The sequence below is a fragment of the Roseibium sp. TrichSKD4 genome (assembly GCF_000148725.1).
Lineage (GTDB): Bacteria > Pseudomonadota > Alphaproteobacteria > Rhizobiales > Stappiaceae > Roseibium.
This window is the reverse complement of sequence record NZ_GL476311.1, coordinates 177,614-194,929: the sequence shown is the minus strand read 5'-3', so window position 1 is coordinate 194,929 and position 17,316 is coordinate 177,614. Positions and strand designations below refer to the sequence as shown.

Below are 17,316 nucleotides of genomic sequence, written 5' to 3'. Positions count from 1 at the left end.
TTTTGCCAAAGCTTTGCCACACGGCTTCTGTATGAAGGAGCCGTTGGCACCGGATCGAATCACAGGGTGAATGATGCCTCTTCGCACACTTGCAAAAGCCGCCACGAAAATTTCTGCTGTTGCCGGGCTCTGCCTTGCATTATCCGCTCAGGCCTTTGCCCTGACGGACGCGCAGAAAAAAACCCTCAACGACGTGAACACCTATTTTAACTCAGTGAAGACAATGCACGGCGACTTCGTGCAGTTTGGACCCGACGGATCACAGTCGGAAGGCAAGTTTTATCTGGCGCGTCCGGGTAAGGTGCGGTTCTACTACAGTCCTCCTGCCAAACTGGACATTATCGCCGACGGCAAGTCAGTCTCGGTCAAAGACCGGAAGCTTGCAACACAGGACATCTGGCCACTCGGTCAGACACCGCTTCGGTTCCTGCTGGCTGAAAACATCAATCTGCAAAGCGAAGCCACGATCCAGAATGTCATCGTGGAATCCGATCTTGTCACCGTTGTTCTGGAAGACAAAACAACCTTCAATTCCGGCATTCTGACGCTAATTTTCGAGGCGGATACCTACGAACTCAAGCAATGGACCGTAACAGACGCCCAAGGTTTCGACACTTCTGTCGCTGTCTATAACGTTGTGTCCAACGGTCCGACCAACCCGGACCTCTTCCGCATCGACTATCTGGCCAACACGCGCCAGCGTCAGGGCAACTAAGCCGCAAGTGGACAACACCCCGCCACGCCCACAATCCCTCGTCTGGACTTTGTTGGAGGCGTATTGCGCCCGTCGCGACTTAAAGCTGACCAGACTAGATGACTATGGCCATAGCGGGCTCGTGGAAAACCCTGCGGGTCAGCGACGGTTCTTTCGTGGCACGCATTTTGACCTGAACCCCCTCGGCGCTTCAGAAATAGCCGATGACAAGGCGGCAAGCCTCAAACTGTTTCAATCAGACGGTTTGATCATTCCCGAAGGCGTCGTTTTAAGCGGAAAGAACGCATCAAACTCTGCCATCCAGTTCTCCGAAAGGGTTGGGTTTCCGGTTTTCCTGAAGCCCAACACTGGGCAGGAAGGCCAGGATGTCGAACGACTGGAGACACCGGAACAGCTGAAGACGGCCTGCACACGCCTGCTGCAACGCCACCGCTTGCTTCTTCTGCAAAAGGCCATACCCGGCGAAGATTTCCGCGTTTTGGTTCTGAAGGATGAGGTGCTGGGTGTGATCAAGCGCTCCGCGCCCATAGGTACTGGCGACGGCGTGAACAGTCTCAAAACCATGATTGAGCAGCTGGATGCGGGCCTTTTGGCCGATCCAAGATGCGCAGCATGCCTTGCTAGCCAGAACCTGTCATTGGATTGCGTCCCGGAAAAAGGTCAGGTCATTGCTCTGCTTTCCAATGCCAATCTGTCCTCGGGAGGCAAGGGGCACCTTCTGGACGGCCCCACACCGCTGACCATCAAAGACGCTGCAATACGAGCTGCAAACAGCCTTGGCTTGCGTTATGCCGGTGTCGACATGATCGTAAAGGCCGATGGGCAACCAATTCTGCTGGAGATCAACGCAGCACCGGGCCTTGCGCGGTTTGCAGCCCAAGGGCCGAGTGACCGTGCAGTGGCTGCACAGTTTTATGAACGCGTTTTCGACGCGTTCACGGTTTCTTTCCGTCAATAATCGCCGAGCTTGATGTCCCGCGAATACGCGCCATCGACCTCTTTGGTCACGGCCTGACCGCAAATGGTCCGACCTTGGGTGGCATCATAGGTAAGGGAAGGAGAGCCTTGGAGCTCCCATCCTTTGTTGAGGGCCTGAGTGACCCGGTGACAGAATTCGCTGTCATCAACACCCGTAATGAACCGGTACAGTTTCATCTGTCTCTCTTAAGTCATGCGCTTTGGCGAGCAGCGATGGCATCTGCAATCGCGATTGCCCGCAATCCCATATCCGCATGTAGGCGCTCAACCATCTTGCCGTCCACCTGAATTGCACCTTTGCTGGCGTTTTCCGGTTGATCAAAGATCGCGTTGATCTTGCGCGCCCACTCAACCTCAGCCTCAGAGGGCGAGAACGCCGTATGGCAAGCTTCAATCTGTTTGGGGTGGATCAAGGTCTTGCCGTCCATCCCCATTTCCGCGCCTTGCACGCATTCAGCCGCAAACCCGTCCAGGTCCTGAAAATTGTTGTAAACGCCATCCAGAATATCGATCCCACCGGCACGCGCGGCTGCTACACATGTCATCAGCCAAGGCATCATCGCAGCACGGCCAGGTGTCAGCTGCGCGCGGGTTTCCTTGGCCAAATCATTGGTGCCCATCACAAAGCATGACAGGCCCACGGCTGGATCACGCCCACATGCACCGATAGCGGCAGCATTCAGCATGGCCTGGGGTGTTTCCATCATCGCCCAGAGTTTCAGGCCCTCTTTCCGCCCGAGCACTTTCAGCTTCTGCGAAACATGTTCAAGGTCAGACGGCGCGTTAACTTTCGGGATCAAAATCGCATCCGGATTGGCTTCAACCGCCATTTTCAGATCATCATCCGCCCAGTCTGTGTCCAGACCGTTGATCCGGATCACCACTTCCCGGTCGCCGTACCCGCCTGCAGAAACCGCATCCTTGATTTGCGACCTGGCTTCTGCCTTCACATCCGGAGCCACAGCATCTTCCAGATCAAGGATCAAACAGTCCACATCCAGCATCTTGGCCTTTTCCAAAGCGCGAGAATTGGAACCGGGCATATAGAGGGCGGACCGGCGCGGGCGAAGCAATTCAGTCATGGGATGTCCTGCGATTAACAAACTCAATCGCACCCTAGAGGAAGTTTTTGCAATGCGAAATCATTCGAAGGGCGAAAACAAGCCTCACGGGCGCATGTTGTTTTTTCTTGCTCGGAAATTCATGTCCTTGGCTGCGATTACAGCGCCAAGCGTGATTGCGAGGCAGGCCACTGCAATCACCCAAGTGAACGCTCCAAACCCGAAGACAATCAACAAAAGCGTAGAGAGCAGGGGCGCAGAATAGGCCGCAGCACCCAGAACCTGAATATCACCCCGCTTCATGCCAACATCCCAGGTGAAAAACGCTAGCCCTACGGGGAACGCCGCCAAGGCCAGAACCGACCCCCATTCAACCAACCCACTCGGCCAAATCGTCTCCTCCAGTGCCAAATGGCAAACACTTGAGAGGACTGCCGTGATTAGGCAGAACCCGGCAACAGCTTCGGTTGGAACCGCCCCAAGCCGCCGTGAGAGGACTGAATAAGTGGACCAGAACAGACAGGATGTCACCGCTGCTGCGTACCCCAGACCAGCTCCGCTTTGAAACGACACACCTTCACCACCGGTGATCAAAAGAACAGCGCCCCCAAGGCCCAATAAAGCTCCAATCACATGGTGAACCCGCAAAGATTCGTCCGGGAGCAACGCTGAAAATACAACGATCAATAGCGGCCACATGTAGTTGATCAGGTTTGCATCCACCGGTGGCGCGTTGCGAATAGCCGTGAAATAGAAGAAGTGAAACCCAAAGAGCCCAATTGTTCCGAAGGCAATCACACCAATCGGCTGTTTCATGAGGCGCAACTTGCCGGTAAAGGCCAACCAAAGCGTTGCAAGGATACCGGAGAACCCGAAACACAATGCATTCAGCAAAAAGGGTGGAACAGCACCAGACCCGGCACCAAACAAGCCCAAGGTGGCCCACATCAACACGGCGGTAAGGCCAATCAATGTCGCGCGCAAGCGCGCTGCTTCGTGGGTCATTTGCGGCTCACCTCTTGGCGTTCATAAATTGTTGAACCCAAGCGGCATAGCCGGGCCAAGTCGGTTTCCGCAAGGGCTCTTTTGTTATCGGCTTGATTGTCGGGGTGTTTTTGGGACATCTTGCACACCAACAGTTTGACCGAACACTTTCGGAGTTTTCATGAGCACGATTGATATCCGCACGCTTGGCATGAACGACGCCCATCAGCTCGCGCCACTTATTGCGGAAAACGCGCAGGCGTTGAAGCGCGGTGCACCCCGCCGGCCGGACGAGTTTTACGCAGAGCGGATCTTGAACGACAAGAATGCCGAAGTGATCGGCGCATTTGCGGGCGATGCCTTGATCGGGTTTGCGGTTTATTTTGACATGCCAGAGCTGATCACCGGGTTACGCATCGGCCAGCTGGACGACATCTATGTTCACCCGGATCAACGCCAGCAAGGCATTGGCCGCAAAATGATCGAATCACTGGTCGACGAGGGGCATAAACGAGGCTGGCTGCATCTACGCTGGCTGGTTCCGGGCAAGAACATGCCAGCGGTCGCTCTCTATGAGAAAATCGCAGAGCCTGATCACTGCAAGAGTTACCTGATCCCGATTGACCGGGTTGCTTCGGAGTAAGCCGGAAAGCGACCCGGCCTTAAAGTCCCGGAATGGAAATTACAGGCAATCGCCCTAACGGAAGAAACCCGATCCGGGCGTTGCCGTTTTTCAATGTGATCGGCAACCGAACGATTTCAACTCCGTTTTCAGCTGTTTCCGCAGTCCCCAGTGCATCAGACGCTCCCTTTAAGATAGCTGGCACGGATGCAGCTTCCGGAGCATGCTGCTCGACCAAGCTCGAGATCTGATCAAGCCCCAGAATTTCCAGTTCCAGATCACCGGACAAGGTGCCATTGCGGTGAAGGCGCATCTCGCCAGACACCGATATCTGGCTGCTATCCCCATCAGCCAGAGACACACGCGAGAGTTGGAACGGAATGCTGCCATCTTCCAGACGCGGCAGATCAGCAACGCTCCCACCCTCAATCAGCTGAAATCCATTGGCGATACGAAGCTGAAACACAGTGTCGAAAAGCGGAAGAGTGTCCGGCAAGAGCTGACCCGATAACTGCTTCGTAGACACATAGAGATCGAGATCAGCGTCTGTTTCCGGAACCTTGCGCATATGTAACGTCAGCTCGTCCGAACGAACATCAGCCGGAGCCTCAAGGTTGGCAGCTTGAAAAGCAGGTTTACTAACCACCACGTCCAACTGCCGCAGTCCGTCATTTCCCAAACGAATGCTGGTTTGTGCCAACTCCCAAGAACCGGAAATCCAGGCACCGGTGGAGGAGTCTTCCGCATTTTGAACGGTCAGCGGGCCGTCAATTTCCACAATCACATGCCATGGATTGTAGACAAGCGCCACACCACGTCCCTTGCCAAGTTGGATCAGCTGACCAGAAGCGTTTATGAGTTCAACGTTTTCGCACCGAACTTCATAACGAAACGGGTAGCCGCTGATTGTGCGCTCCCGGTAGGTAACTTGCAGATTATTTTCAGCCATCTGAGCCAATTGCTGATCCATCTGGTTGGCCACCACAGTCCGCCCATACATCCACGCCCCGGACCAGAGCCCGACACCTATAATGACAATGATCCCAAGCATCATGATCCGTGGGGCGGTTTTCTTGATCGGGGTCTCGGAAGCGGATGTCATGACAAATTGCTTTCTAATCAGCGACACATCGGGACTGGCATTGCATCTTGAATATGGCGTTGCTATGTCCCGCAGGGAATGGAAGCGAATGGGGTGATATGAGCAATTTTTGGGTATTTGGCTACGGGTCTTTGATGTGGAAGCCCGGTTTTCAGCATGTGAATGCGCGGCCAGCCCTTTTACGCGGTGCCCATCGGTCCTTGTGCGTTTATTCTTGGGTCCATCGTGGCACACAGGAACGCCCCGGCCTCGTCTTCGGTCTTGATCGGGGAGGGGCCTGCCGCGGTATGGCTTTCGAAGTCACCGCTAATGACCGCGAAGAAACCATTACCTATCTGCGCGAGCGTGAGCAGGCGACGATGGTTTACCTTGAGAAATGGCGCAAGGTTCGCCTCGATACGGGTGAAACGGTAGAGGCACTCACCTACATCGTTGATCGGAAGCATGCCCAATATGCTGGCGCATTGGCGCTCGAAACCCAGCTGGAAATCGTAAGCGGCGCTGTCGGACAATCAGGTGAAAACCCTGAATACGTTCAAAACACCGCCGCCCATCTGGAAGAGTTGGGCATTGATGATGCAGGTGTCTCGTGGTTGGCGCGCAAACTGAATGCCGAGAATTCAACGACCTGATTATCCCGCGGCGCTTTCTGTCGGTTTAGTTGGAGTGGGCACACGATCCAACACCGGGGAAGTAGCCCCGGCAGCGCGGGCTTCTTCAACCAAGCGGTCACTGGCTGTCTCAATAATATCGACAAGCTTTGGATGAAACTCATCCATTGCAAGACCGGGCTCAATTGGCGGTAAGAACTCGACAACTACCGTTCCCGGATAAACAAGAAACGAGGCGCGCGGCCAATAAACGCCGGCATTATGCGCGACAGGCAAAACAGGACATTTCAGTTCCTTGTAAAGGTGCGCAATACCGTATTTGTACTTCGGCTCAGCCCCCACAGGCCGGCGCGTACCTTCCGGGAAAATCATGATCTGACGATTGTGCGCAATCGCATTCTTCGCCGACACCATCATGGCAGCCAGTGCCTCGGATTTTTTGCCGCGATTGATCGGGATCTGACCGAACTTCCAAGTGTACCACCCAAAGAGCGGGATCCACTGTAGCTCACGCTTCAAAATGAAGGTTGGCCGCCGGAAGAACTGCGCCAAAGTCACCGTTTCCCACGCTGACTGGTGCTTCATCGCCACAATGTAACCACCGTTCGTCACATGCTCCTTACCGCAAAACTCGACCTTGAGCCCCGCCACAACGCGCATCAAGAACAACATTGTGTTCATCCAAAACGGCAGGATCCACCAGCCCCAGCGCTGAGGAAGCAACATCACCGGAGAGAGCACGATCATGTAAATGAGCGTGATCGAATAGAACAGGACCTGAAACAGAGCTGAGCGCAGAAGAAGCATGAGACCTCGGCCTATCGGCAACCTTGTGGCATCCTCACATCCAATATGCCCGTGATGACCTTTAGCCAATCAACCGATCATAGGTGATGCGTAACCGGGCGAGGGTATACTTCACATATTCGCGCATGAGAAGCTTCAACGTATCAAAGCTGCTGTACCAAGCAGTCAAATCCCGCTCTGAAGAGAAAACGGGATAGGGCAGAAGCCCTGCATTTGGAAGAACCTCCGCCAATTCCAGCTCGGCTCTCGGCAAATGATAGGCGCTGGTAACCACCAAGAGCGTCTCAAACTCGTGCTCGGCGACCCAGGAGGCCGTTTCCGTTGCATTTCCCAATGTGTTGAGCGCCGCCCGGTCCAGATCAACACAACAGGTGAAAAGCGGCAGGTCCGAAGAGGTTGCCTGCGCAATTTGCCGAGCACTTGAGCCCGGATGGACACCAGAGATCAACAACCGCTCCGCGCGGCCTTCCTCAAGCAACCGCATCGCCTTGGAAATCCGTTCCTTGCCACCTGTCAGAACGACAATGGCATCCGCCCGAGGGTCTCTCGGGGTCTCAATCGTTGCAACCCGTTCAGCAAATGATGCAAAACTTCCAACGACAAGCCCAACCACGACAATAAATCCAAGCACGCACGCAAGGCATTTTCTGCCCGGAACATATCCTTTTCGCAGGCCGCCGGTCTTCCCGGCTGCGGCCGCTCCGCTTGCGTCTTCATAAGGGCTGGCGCAGACACCGCTGTGATTTGGGTCGGGGTCGGTTCTGAACTCGTCAGACCCGGGAGGCTCCGCTCGAATCATGGTGCTCTATGATACCCGATTGTTCGGAATTTGAGTCAAGTCGTAGTTTTACCGCTAATCCGCCTTTGCCAGTGTTGCGCGAACTGCGAGGCCAGACGTCAAGGCCGTCAGAACCGCAACCACAAACACAACGCCGATAACCCCGAGATACCCCGGCAGTGAAACGGATACCGATCCAAAGAGGGCTGACAGCTGATCTGATCCGGCGTTGCCGATGCTCTCGCGCGTCAGAACATCCAGAACAACGAACCCGAATATCGCACATATTCCGCCGGATATACCGCCCAACAGTCCAAGTACAAGAAAGTGGCGCTGAAATTCGCGAGCGATAAACGCGTCTTCCGCCCCCACAAGATGCAGCACGGAAATCACGTCCTTATTGCCAGCCATGGCCGACTGCGTGGCAAAGACGACGCTGAGCACCATAGAGGCCATGACGAGGGCCAGAATACCGAACCCACCCAGAACGACAGCCCCTGCCATGGCAGACAGGCGAGAAGTCCAAACAGAGTGATCGTCAATGCTCGCCCCGATAACACTTTCAGACAGCGCAGCGCGCAGTTGGATCAAGTCAAGCGCTGCCGGATCATCCACCTGAATTTGAATGAGGCGAGGAACTGGCAAACTGTCAAGATCCAGCCCCTCTCCCAACCAAGGCTGCAGAAGCGCATTCGTCTCGTCATCGGAAAGCGCATGCACACTGCCAATCCCGGGAAACTCCTGCGTCAGTGCGACAGCCTTATCGATTTCCTTGAGCATATCAACGCCCTCGATCGGGCGAATCTGAATGGTCACTTCCCGGACCAGATCGTTTTGCCAAGCATCCGCAGCCTCCCAGACAATAGACACCGCGCCAACTGTCAGGCAGGCCAAAAACGACATGATGGCAACAACGAGTGTCAGGGCGCGTCCGGCTACGGATTGCGGCGGGACAATGGGGGCAGACGGGCGCAGCTTTGTGTCATCTGCAACGTGTCTCTTTGGCACAACACGCCGAACCCCGGACGCCAATCGGCTGCCCACGGGCGTTTTCCGCGCGGGGCCTTTTGAGCCCTTGGGAGGAGGGGTGCGCTTTGTGCCTGACATTTAAAACCTAATCAAAAACGGACAGTCGGCCATCGGCCAAAACCATGCGCCGGGCGTTTACCTGCTCCAACAATGCGATATCGTGCGTGGCGATAACCACCGATGTCCCCAGTTTATTCAACTCAATGAACAGCCGGAGCAAACGTCTGGCAAGTGGTGGGTCCACGTTACCGGTCGGCTCATCTGCCAACAACACTTCGGGACGCGTAATCAGCGCGCGCGCAATAGCCGCGCGCTGTTTTTCTCCGCCAGATAAAACCGGCGGCATGGCATGCATTCGATCTCCAAGACCAACCCACTTCAATAGCTCAACCACATCCGCACGGTATTCATGCTCTTCCTTGCCGAGCACACGGAACGGCAAGGCAACGTTCTCATAAGTTGTCAGGTGATCCAGCAATCGAAAATCCTGAAAAACCACACCAATCTTGCGGCGCAGCGGCTGGATATCCTGCTTGGTAATCTGGCTAAGATCCTTGTTGAAGACCTTGATCAAACCGCGTGTCGGCTTGAGAGACATGAACAAGAGACGGATCAGACTGGTTTTTCCAGCCCCCGACGGCCCGGTCAGGAACTGAAAAGACTGCGGCCCGATCTCAAACGAGAGATCCCGCAGGATTTCAGGCCCCATTCCATATCTCAATCCGACATTTTCAAAGCGGATCACGTCTCTTCTCCATTGGATTTGCGGCCAAGCTAAACCGCTCGCGTTAACGCTTCATTAATCATATAAATGTCCTTCTATAGGCAGCCTGCAAATGGCAATTGAAGCTGCGCCCATATACCATGCCGGAAATTGATGACGACAGCCGTGCCGACTGGCAAGATTGCCAGGGCCGAATGGATGAATTGGAAAGGGTCTTCTCAACATGAAGATCAAATGTCCGGAATGCGGGACATCCTACGACATCAAGGCTGAAGCCCTCGGAGCCGAAGGGCGGAGTGTGAAGTGCGCGCGCTGCAGCAATCGCTGGTTCGTCTCTCCAAATGACCCGCCTGTTGAGGACACAGAGCCCAATCCGCCCGCGCAAGACGCCTCATCAGCTGATGAAACAGCGTGGGAGGAGGACAATGCCGCTGAACAGTCTGCGCCCGATGACGGATTTGAGGATGCGGCCAATGATGGCGCTTTCAATGAAGCGGCCAATGCGGATGCCGACGAGGCTGCATTTGACGCCGATGACGAGGAAGAAGGTGATGGGCAAGACATAGAAGCCAGCGCCCATCGGCCCAAAATCAAGATCAATCCCGACAAATTCAAGAAGCAAAGTTTTGCGCGAACGCGAAGGGTTCTGGCAGCAATCAATTTCGGGCGTATCGGCAGCGTTTCTGTTCTCGTGGGTTGCGTTGTCTTGTGTGCCCTCGTGTTCGTCATGAGGGGGTCGGTTGTCAAACAGGCGCCTGATCTTGCCAGTTTTTTTGAAATGATTGGCATGGACATCAATCTTCGTGGTCTAGAATTTGGAGACTTGAGAACCTTTTCCGATCAGGAAGGCGGCAGGCCAGTGCTTGTTGTTGAGGGCACAATTCGCAACTTGTTGAGCGAACGCAATCAGTTGCCGGCCATTCGCTTGTCTATTCGCGGAACCGATTTACAGGAGATCTATGCCTGGACCGTAGAACCACGGACACGGACACTTGACCCATTGGATCAAACTCGGTTTCGAACTATTTTAAGTGACCCGCCACCGGGTGCCGCCGATATCCAGGTCCGATTTATTGATCGCGACAAACGCCAACTCGCACTCGAGTGACATGACACCAAACATCAATATTCTCTTCGACGAACAGACCATCGCAACCAGAATTTCTGACCTTGCTCAAGAAATCGCCCGAACAGAACCACAAAATCTCCTTGTTGTGGCTGTATTGAAGGGCAGTTTTATTTTCGCAGCCGATTTGGTGCGCGAAATGCACCGTGCAGGTCTTGCGCCGGAGATGGAGTTTATCCATCTTTCCAGTTACGGTGCGGGAACTGTGGGATCCGAAGAAGTCCGGGTCCTTCGCGATGTAGAGAGTGATGTTAACGGGAGAGATATCATTTTGGTCGATGATATCCTCGAATCAGGCAGAACACTCAAGTTCGCTCGTGACCGTTTGTTGGGACGTGGTGCCCGGTCCGTGCAAGTCGCAGCCTTGCTGGATAAACCGGAACGCCGAAAAGCCGCGATATCTGCCGATTTCGTTGGCTTTGCCTGTCCGGACAAGTTTGTCGTTGGATACGGCATGGACATGGGTCACGCCTGGAGACAGTTGCCCTTTATCGGGTATGTGGTCCAACCGGAAACGGACGGAGCCGAGGAAAGTAAGGGAGAGTGAATGTGGCACGCATTCTTCTGACTGAAGATGACGAAGCCGTTCGCAGCTTTGTAAAACGGGCGTTGGAGCTGGATGGCCATCAGGTCGAAGCTGTCGAGGACGGCGGCGAGGCCGTGGAAGCACTCACCCGCAACAAAGGCAATTTCGACCTGCTCTTGTCTGACATCAAGATGCCGGTGATGGACGGTATTGCGCTGGCTCTGCATTCAGCGCGGGATTTTCCCGATCTTCCAATCCTTCTCATGACCGGGTTTGCCGATCAAAGAGAACGGGCCAATGGTTTGGACAGTCTTGTTCAGGACATCATCACCAAGCCGTTTTCTCTGGCAGACATTCGCAAGGCAGTTCGCGTCGCCCTTGCTGGCAATATGCCAGAAGAGACACGGCGTTACGCCTGAACCGTCACCAATCGGTGATGGGTAAGAGGTTCACCCGGCCAATGGCCGGGTTTTTTGTTGGCTGGACCTTGGAAAGTCGGTCTGCATCAATAACGTTTCAGCAACCGCTCAAGATAGTCCAATTCGATCTGAGGGCGGCTCGGATCAGAGAACCGGCGGCGCAACTCTTCTAGAATTCGACGGGCCCGCTGCACATCAATCTCATCAGGCACCTTTACACGATTGCCAAAGTCCGGTCCTTCCGAGCGACGTGGCCGGCCCAGTGGATCCTCATCGCGTGGAGACGGGCCTTGGGCCATTCCGGGCCCATTGCCTTGACCCATCATCTGCTCTGCAAGACCCTGCGCGCCCTGACGAAGCGATTCTAATGCCTGCCCCTGCTGACCAAGCGCCTGCTCGCCTTGGCCGTCACCAAGCGATTGCTGGGCATCACCCATTGACTTACCCGCTTCACCCAATGCCTGATTTTCACCGACACCATTTTGGCCAAGTTGATCCATCAGCTCTTGCAACTGCTGCGCAAGATTGCCCTGCCCCTGACGGAGCTGGTCCAACATCTGCTGAAGTTGCTCGGCGGTCATTTGATTGCCTTGGCCGGGTTGCTGCTGACCTTGCTGGCCCGGGCGGTTCTGGCCCTGTTGTTGCTGCCCATTGGGAGATTGTTGCTGATTGAACTGATGGGTCTGATCCATAAGCTGCTGTTGCTTCTGGATCATTTCGCTGAGTTCATTCAGCATTTCCATCATTTCACCGTCCATGCCGTCCGGCGGCATCATCTGCGGACGGCCAGCCTGCAGATTTTCCAGCATCTGCTGCATCTGGGCAAGCAGCTCCCGCGCAGCGTCCCGCGAGCCGGTGCGCGCCAGTTCCTCAATCCGATCCAACATTTCCGACAGATCTTGCTGAGACATGGACTGCTGATTGGAGTTAAACGGCTGCATGGCTTGAGGGTTGCGCTTCATCTGCTCCGCAAGAGCCTGCATATACTCATTAAGCGCTTCGCGCAGCTCCTGAGTAAGACGGGCAATCTCCTCGTCGCTCGCCCCTTCTTCCAACGCCTTGCGGAGGGCTTCCTGAGCATCTCGCAGCGCCCGCTCAGCCATTGAAAGGTCACCATCTTCGATTGTCAGTGCCAAATCCCACAGAACGGGCAACAGGTTTTTCAACTCGTCGTCCGTGGAAGCAGCGATGACCTGCCGATAGGCAAAATCCATCCCGAGATAGACACGTGGCTCTACACCGAAGCTTTCCGGTGCCAGCATCAAGGCATCAAAGGCGGTAATCACCTGAAGATGATTGTTTGCATCTAGCGCAAGATCCCGGCGCTGCTCCACAATGGCCCGGGCAAGCGGCTTTCGAAAGAGACGTTGTGGCAAGGTCAGGCGATAAGCTGGAGATGTTCCTTCCTGATCCGCTTCATCGCGGGCCGACAACACGAGATCAACTTCAAGCCCAGCCCATGGGTGCGATGTCAGGTCTCGAATGGTCTCGCCTGTTTTCGCAGTCCCGGTCACAGGAGGAAGGGACAGTGGAAACTGAGGGGCTTCAACCAGTGGAAGCGGTGTTTTGCCGCTACGCAGAGCTTCTGGAGCAGGTGAGAGTTTTCCCTCTGCAGAAACAACGCCATAGTCGTCTTTTACCAGATAAGAGAACTTCAAAGCCCCGCTGAGCTGTTCTTCCGGATCGTCCGTCAGGCGGATTTCCGGCGCGTCATCAGCGCGAACAGAAAACGCAAACTGCTTGTAGATTTCAGTTCCCCGAACCAGATCGACAGTTCCCGACGCATCAAGTGTCACTTCCACCTCATAGGGAAGATCCGGACGGTCAACATCGACACCTTCTGCCTCCGGCGGAAGCACCGGAGAGCGACCACCACTCGCAGCATCAGCAAATTCAACCAGAAGATCGCTATAACCCTGAGCCCGTACTGTAACAACGGACCCTTCAGGCACGGAGACTGGCACGCCCGGCTTACGCAAGGCTGCGCTTTCGCCTGTAAGGTAAACCGGCGGCTCGCCTGTATAGAGCGGCGGAGTAACCCATGCATCCAGACGCGTTGGGATGCTTTCCTCTTTGAATGGATTTTCAAAGGCTGTTCCCAAACGGCTCCAATGCTGGTTACCTGCGGCAAAAAAACCAACCACCAAGAGCATTGTGGCAACTGTTCTCATCGCAAACGGGTCAAGCCGATAGGCCTTCGGATTCGGAGCACGGGCCCGCATCTGATCGAGTTTGTTTTCCAGGCGCTTCTTGTGAAGTGACCACAACGCGCGGCTGGCCGGATCATTCCCGCCAAAGGACAAATCGTCCTCGTAAGACGTCAAGGGCCGGTGGTCGACACCACTGTCTGTTTCAATGCGGGCAAGTGCCTCTTCGCGGGTTGGCCAAGCTAGGCTTCGCACCCCTTTCAAAGACCAGACTAACCCCACCAGGAACGCCAGAAGGATCGGAACACGCAGCCATCCCGGCAGAAGGGTCCAGACACCCAACCAAGACAAACCAACAAAGAAGGAGAGAACAACAATTCCGGGAAACACACCGCGCCACAGCCGCTCCACGAACAATGCCAACCGGCTTTGGCCGATAATACGGTTCAAGCGCTGCGTAATGGATTGCGCATCAAGGCGCGGCTTGGACATCTCTGGGTCGTTGGCTTCGCGGGTCAAAAACCGTCTCCATCTCACGTGTCAGGGCTGAGCCCTCAAGAAACACGCAAGGGCCAGCGGCACCGGTCACACCCAATAAGGTGAGGCATGATGCCGCCGGGGGCAAGGCAAAGGAGAGCAAAAGTGCCCTCATATTCAGTCAAGATCGCGTAAGCCAGTCCGGAATCCGGTCAATTCCGATCATTTCATCAAGGGAAGGCCGGGGGCGAATGACCGCAAACTCGTCCTTATTGACAAGGACCTCTGGAATCAATGGGCGCGAATTATAGGTGCCCGATTGAACCGCACCGTAAGCACCAGCGGAATAAACGGCGATCAAATCACCCGATTGAAGGCGCGGCAACTCACGCAATTGGGCAAGATAATCACCGGTTTCACAAACTGGACCCACAACATCGGCTGTCATGCGCGGAGTATCATCCGCCGGTTCGCGAACGGGGCGAACCTCATGATAAGCATCATAAAGCGTTGGACGAATGAGGTCGTTCATCCCGGCATCGACGATCAAGAAGTGCTTGTCGTCGCCTTCTTTGAGGTAAATGACCTTGGAAACCAGTATGCCCGCATTGCCAGCAATCAACCGGCCCGGTTCGAAGACGATCTTGCAGTCGAGCTTGTCGACATGCTTCTTGACCACTTGCGCATAGGCATCCGGATGCGGTGGCGGATCATTATCCGCCACATAAGGAATTCCGAGACCGCCTCCCAGATCGATGTGATCAATTGCATGACCATCGGAGCGAAGATCGGCAATCAACTCACCCAAACGTCCGAACGCATCATCAAAGGGCTGCAATTCGGTGATTTGGGAACCAATATGCATGTCGATGCCGGACACCTGAATACCCGGCAGTTTTGCAGCATGGGCATAGACCTCCCGCGCACGACGCCAGGAGATGCCAAACTTGTTCTCGGCCTTGCCCGTTGAAATCTTCGCATGCGTTTTGGCATCAACATCTGGATTGATCCGCAGCGACACACGCGCTGTCTTGCCTATCTGGCTTGCGACACGAGAAAGCTGGTCGAGTTCCGGTTCGGATTCAACGTTGAAGCACAGGATATCCTCATCCAGCGCATACGCCTGTTCAGCCTCTGTCTTGCCGACACCGGAAAACAGGATCCGGTCTGCTGGAACACCAGCTGCACGCGCCCGCCGGAGTTCCCCTTCAGAGACAACATCCATGCCCGCCCCAAGATCGGACAAGGTGCGAAGCACAGCCTGATTTGAGTTTGCCTTCATGGCATAGCAAACCAGCGTATCAATCCCGACAAAGGCAGAGGAAAAGACCTCATAGTGCCGGGTCAGCGTAGCGGTCGAATAGCAATAGAACGGTGTGCCAACTTCTTCGGCAATTGCCTCAACCGAGACGTCTTCGGCGAAAAGTGTGCCGTTCTTGTATTGGAAATGATGCACGGAGAGTGTCCTGCTTGGCTTGGCTTAACTTCGCCAGAAATTCAGCGGATCAGAGCGTCCAGAATAAAGCCGTTGGAAGAGGTCACAGGCTCTTCTGGCGTATTAACCTGACTTTCTGCTGTTACCGGGCCATCGTTCGTGGCAGGGGCCGTTTCAACCGGCTTGGCTGTCGGAACATCCAGCGGGGCCTTTCGACCGCAGCCCGAGACAGCCAAAGCCGCCACAACTGCGCAGGCCAACACGATCCGCGTTCCAAATTTTTCCGACATGCCACTTCCTCAACAGATCAACCCGATGTCTTGGCTCAACTCCTCGCATGGCTTGCCGGTTACGACAAGCCTGCAAGTTGACATCCTCAGGCCTTGTTGGCCTTTTCCAGCTCCTTGAGCCACTTGCGCGCCTGTTTGCGGACATTAACCGGGGATGTGCCGCCGTAGCTCGTCCGGCTGCGAACAGATTTATCCACGGACAAGACCGTAAAGATATCTTGCGTGATCTTTGGCTCGACCTCTTGCATCTCTTCCAATGAGACCTTGTGGAGTTCAACACCCTTTTCAACTGCAAGCCCAACAATCTTTCCCGTCACATGGTGGGCATCGCGGAAGGGAAGACCAAGAACCCGCACCAGCCAATCAGCAAGATCCGTAGCCGTGGAGTAACCGGACCCGGCAGCTTTCTTCATGGCTTTGGTCACCGGCTCAAGATCCTTGACCATACCCGTCATGGCAGCGAGAGCCAAAGACGTGCTGGCAAGCCCGTCAAAAGCCTGCTCCTTGTCTTCCTGCATGTCCTTGGAATAGGCCAGCGGCAGACCCTTCATCATCACAAGAAGTGCCTGCAGCGAACCATAAATCCGGCCTGTTTTTGCCCGAACGAGTTCAGCGGCATCCGGATTTTTCTTCTGCGGCATGATCGATGAGCCAGTCGAGAACTTGTCCGACAGCTTCACGAAACCGAACTGCGCGGAACACCAGATGACGATTTCTTCTGCCAACCGTGACAAATGCATGGCAACCAGTGAAGCCGCAGACAAGGCTTCGATAACGAAATCACGATCAGATACCGCGTCCAACGAATTGGCCGTCGGGCGATCAAAGCCCAGCGCTTCTGCGGTCATTTTGCGGTCAATCGGGAAAGACGTTCCAGCAAGCGCAGCCGAACCAAGCGGACACTCATTCATTCGCTTGCGAGCGTCGCGCACGCGGCCGCGGTCCCGTGCAAACATTTCCACATAGGCCAGAAGGTGATGACCAAAAGTCACCGGCTGGGCAGACTGCAGATGCGTGAAGCCTGGCATAACATCGCCTGCATGCGCTTCGGCCTTTTCAGCCAATGCCTGCATGAGATCGGTCAGCTGCTCGTCCAGTGTGTCCAGCGTATCACGCACCCAAAGGCGGAAATCTGTGGCCACCTGGTCATTCCGAGACCGAGCCGTGTGAAGACGACCGGCAGCCGGGCCGATCAGCTCCGCCAGACGTGCTTCAACATTCATGTGAATGTCTTCAAGCGCACGCGAAAACTTGAAATCGCCGCCTTCGATCTCTGACAGGATCGTGTCTAGACCTTGAACGATCTTATCGGCATCGTCGGACGCGACAATTTGCCGGTCTGCGAGCATGCGAACATGGGCTTTCGAGCCGTCAATGTCTTGCTTATATAATTTGCGATCGTAATCGATGGAGGCGTTAATCTCCTCCATGATAGCATCTGGTCCTTCGGCGAACCGGCCGCCCCACATGCGATTGCTCATGCCC

General features: G+C 55.0%; 19 protein-coding genes. 7 read left to right on the top strand and 12 right to left on the bottom strand.

Annotated features, from left to right (window positions below; all coding sequences use genetic code 11):
* The first annotated feature begins 70 nt into the window (after positions 1-70).
* Both TRICHSKD4_RS09465 and TRICHSKD4_RS09460 read left to right on the top strand, forming a co-directional pair.
* Positions 71-715, top strand: coding sequence for an outer-membrane lipoprotein carrier protein LolA (locus TRICHSKD4_RS09465; protein WP_009467302.1), 645 nt, complete (start codon positions 71-73; stop codon positions 713-715).
* Positions 716-722: 7 nt separating this feature from the next.
* Positions 723-1,673 carry a hypothetical protein gene (locus tag TRICHSKD4_RS09460; protein ID WP_139052035.1) on the top strand — a complete coding sequence of 317 codons (951 nt, stop codon included), beginning with the start codon at positions 723-725 and terminating at the stop codon, positions 1,671-1,673.
* On the opposite strand, the gene TRICHSKD4_RS09455 is transcribed toward TRICHSKD4_RS09460, so the two are convergent.
* The 3 genes from TRICHSKD4_RS09455 to TRICHSKD4_RS09445 all read right to left on the bottom strand — a co-directional run bounded on the left by TRICHSKD4_RS09455 (position 1,667) and on the right by TRICHSKD4_RS09445 (position 3,759).
* Positions 1,667-1,870, bottom strand: coding sequence for a DUF1737 domain-containing protein (locus TRICHSKD4_RS09455; RefSeq protein WP_009467300.1), 204 nt, complete (start codon positions 1,868-1,870; stop codon positions 1,667-1,669). The two genes, TRICHSKD4_RS09460 and TRICHSKD4_RS09455, sit on opposite strands and share 7 nt — an antisense overlap.
* 14 nt (positions 1,871-1,884) lie before the next feature.
* Positions 1,885-2,775, bottom strand: a complete 891-nt coding sequence (locus TRICHSKD4_RS09450) for a CoA ester lyase (RefSeq protein WP_009467299.1) — start codon at positions 2,773-2,775, stop codon at positions 1,885-1,887.
* 84 nt (positions 2,776-2,859) lie between these two features.
* Complete coding sequence (locus TRICHSKD4_RS09445; protein WP_009467298.1) at positions 2,860-3,759, bottom strand: DMT family transporter; 900 nt, start codon at positions 3,757-3,759, stop codon at positions 2,860-2,862.
* Between the two features lie 160 nt (positions 3,760-3,919).
* Between TRICHSKD4_RS09445 and TRICHSKD4_RS09440 the strand changes: the two genes are divergently transcribed.
* Positions 3,920-4,381, top strand: a complete 462-nt coding sequence (locus TRICHSKD4_RS09440; RefSeq protein ID WP_009467296.1) for a GNAT family N-acetyltransferase — start codon at positions 3,920-3,922, stop codon at positions 4,379-4,381.
* A 19-nt stretch (positions 4,382-4,400) separates the two neighbouring features.
* On the opposite strand, the gene TRICHSKD4_RS09435 is transcribed toward TRICHSKD4_RS09440, so the two are convergent.
* Positions 4,401-5,462 carry a DUF2125 domain-containing protein gene (locus TRICHSKD4_RS09435; RefSeq protein WP_040616607.1) on the bottom strand — a complete coding sequence of 354 codons (1,062 nt, stop codon included), beginning with the start codon at positions 5,460-5,462 and terminating at the stop codon, positions 4,401-4,403.
* A gap of 98 nt (positions 5,463-5,560) precedes the next feature.
* On the opposite strand from TRICHSKD4_RS09435, the gene TRICHSKD4_RS09430 reads away from it, so the two are divergent.
* Entirely contained in the window at positions 5,561-6,094 is a 534-nt protein-coding gene (locus TRICHSKD4_RS09430) for a gamma-glutamylcyclotransferase (RefSeq protein ID WP_085979615.1), read from the top strand.
* On the opposite strand, the gene TRICHSKD4_RS09425 is transcribed toward TRICHSKD4_RS09430, so the two are convergent.
* The 4 genes from TRICHSKD4_RS09425 to ftsE all read right to left on the bottom strand — a co-directional run bounded on the left by TRICHSKD4_RS09425 (position 6,095) and on the right by ftsE (position 9,432).
* On the bottom strand, positions 6,095-6,880 hold the full coding sequence (locus tag TRICHSKD4_RS09425) for a 1-acyl-sn-glycerol-3-phosphate acyltransferase (protein WP_009467292.1): 786 nt from the start codon (positions 6,878-6,880) through the stop codon (positions 6,095-6,097).
* Between the two features lie 61 nt (positions 6,881-6,941).
* Positions 6,942-7,679 carry a YdcF family protein gene (locus TRICHSKD4_RS09420; RefSeq protein WP_009467291.1) on the bottom strand — a complete coding sequence of 246 codons (738 nt, stop codon included), beginning with the start codon at positions 7,677-7,679 and terminating at the stop codon, positions 6,942-6,944.
* Positions 7,680-7,733: 54 nt separating this feature from the next.
* Positions 7,734-8,702: an ABC transporter permease gene (locus TRICHSKD4_RS09415; RefSeq protein ID WP_009467290.1), complete on the bottom strand. Its 969-nt coding sequence runs from the start codon at positions 8,700-8,702 to the stop codon at positions 7,734-7,736.
* A 70-nt stretch (positions 8,703-8,772) separates the two neighbouring features.
* Positions 8,773-9,432, bottom strand: coding sequence for a cell division ATP-binding protein FtsE (gene ftsE / locus TRICHSKD4_RS09410; RefSeq protein ID WP_009467289.1), 660 nt, complete (start codon positions 9,430-9,432; stop codon positions 8,773-8,775).
* A gap of 202 nt (positions 9,433-9,634) precedes the next feature.
* Here ftsE and TRICHSKD4_RS09405 point away from each other — a divergent pair, with 202 nt between their 5' ends.
* Genes TRICHSKD4_RS09405 through TRICHSKD4_RS09395 form a run of 3 tightly spaced genes read left to right on the top strand, consistent with a single transcriptional unit; the run spans position 9,635 to position 11,482 of the window.
* Positions 9,635-10,519, top strand: coding sequence for an MJ0042-type zinc finger domain-containing protein (locus tag TRICHSKD4_RS09405; RefSeq protein WP_009467288.1), 885 nt, complete (start codon positions 9,635-9,637; stop codon positions 10,517-10,519).
* A gap of 1 nt (position 10,520) precedes the next feature.
* A complete protein-coding gene (hpt, locus tag TRICHSKD4_RS09400; RefSeq protein WP_009467287.1) occupies positions 10,521-11,084 on the top strand; it encodes a hypoxanthine phosphoribosyltransferase in 564 nt (187 codons plus the stop codon).
* A 2-nt stretch (positions 11,085-11,086) separates the two neighbouring features.
* On the top strand, positions 11,087-11,482 hold the full coding sequence (locus TRICHSKD4_RS09395; protein WP_009467286.1) for a response regulator: 396 nt from the start codon (positions 11,087-11,089) through the stop codon (positions 11,480-11,482).
* An 86-nt stretch (positions 11,483-11,568) separates the two neighbouring features.
* Here the strand turns inward: TRICHSKD4_RS09395 and TRICHSKD4_RS09390 are convergent, their stop codons facing one another.
* The 4 genes from TRICHSKD4_RS09390 to argH form a co-directional block, all read right to left on the bottom strand.
* Positions 11,569-14,148, bottom strand: a complete 2,580-nt coding sequence (locus TRICHSKD4_RS09390; protein ID WP_009467285.1) for a TIGR02302 family protein — start codon at positions 14,146-14,148, stop codon at positions 11,569-11,571.
* Between the two features lie 139 nt (positions 14,149-14,287).
* Positions 14,288-15,562 (bottom strand): diaminopimelate decarboxylase, encoded by a 1,275-nt coding sequence (gene lysA / locus TRICHSKD4_RS09385; protein ID WP_009467284.1) that lies wholly within the window; start codon positions 15,560-15,562, stop codon positions 14,288-14,290.
* 41 nt (positions 15,563-15,603) lie between these two features.
* Positions 15,604-15,831: a lipoprotein gene (locus TRICHSKD4_RS09380; RefSeq protein WP_009467283.1), complete on the bottom strand. Its 228-nt coding sequence runs from the start codon at positions 15,829-15,831 to the stop codon at positions 15,604-15,606.
* A gap of 86 nt (positions 15,832-15,917) precedes the next feature.
* Positions 15,918-17,312, bottom strand: a complete 1,395-nt coding sequence (gene argH / locus TRICHSKD4_RS09375; protein ID WP_040616605.1) for an argininosuccinate lyase — start codon at positions 17,310-17,312, stop codon at positions 15,918-15,920.
* Between the last annotated feature and the right edge of the window lie 4 nt (positions 17,313-17,316).

Excerpts from the sequence above, each read along its gene's own strand:
- TRICHSKD4_RS09405 (WP_009467288.1), top strand. The coding sequence starts at position 9,635 with ATGAAGATCAAATGTCCGGAATGCGGGACATCCTACGACATCAAGGCT.
- TRICHSKD4_RS09430 (WP_085979615.1), top strand. The coding sequence starts at position 5,561 with ATGAGCAATTTTTGGGTATTTGGCTACGGGTCTTTGATGTGGAAGCCC.
- hpt (WP_009467287.1), top strand. The coding sequence starts at position 10,521 with ATGACACCAAACATCAATATTCTCTTCGACGAACAGACCATCGCAACC.
- TRICHSKD4_RS09435 (WP_040616607.1), bottom strand. The coding sequence starts at position 5,462 with ATGACATCCGCTTCCGAGACCCCGATCAAGAAAACCGCCCCACGGATC.
- TRICHSKD4_RS09445 (WP_009467298.1), bottom strand. The coding sequence starts at position 3,759 with ATGACCCACGAAGCAGCGCGCTTGCGCGCGACATTGATTGGCCTTACC.
- TRICHSKD4_RS09450 (WP_009467299.1), bottom strand. The coding sequence starts at position 2,775 with ATGACTGAATTGCTTCGCCCGCGCCGGTCCGCCCTCTATATGCCCGGT.
- argH (WP_040616605.1), bottom strand. The coding sequence starts at position 17,312 with ATGAGCAATCGCATGTGGGGCGGCCGGTTCGCCGAAGGACCAGATGCT.
- TRICHSKD4_RS09440 (WP_009467296.1), top strand. The coding sequence starts at position 3,920 with ATGAGCACGATTGATATCCGCACGCTTGGCATGAACGACGCCCATCAG.
- TRICHSKD4_RS09380 (WP_009467283.1), bottom strand. The coding sequence starts at position 15,831 with ATGTCGGAAAAATTTGGAACGCGGATCGTGTTGGCCTGCGCAGTTGTG.
- TRICHSKD4_RS09420 (WP_009467291.1), bottom strand. The coding sequence starts at position 7,679 with ATGATTCGAGCGGAGCCTCCCGGGTCTGACGAGTTCAGAACCGACCCC.
- TRICHSKD4_RS09465 (WP_009467302.1), top strand. The coding sequence starts at position 71 with ATGATGCCTCTTCGCACACTTGCAAAAGCCGCCACGAAAATTTCTGCT.
- TRICHSKD4_RS09455 (WP_009467300.1), bottom strand. The coding sequence starts at position 1,870 with ATGAAACTGTACCGGTTCATTACGGGTGTTGATGACAGCGAATTCTGT.
- TRICHSKD4_RS09425 (WP_009467292.1), bottom strand. The coding sequence starts at position 6,880 with ATGCTTCTTCTGCGCTCAGCTCTGTTTCAGGTCCTGTTCTATTCGATC.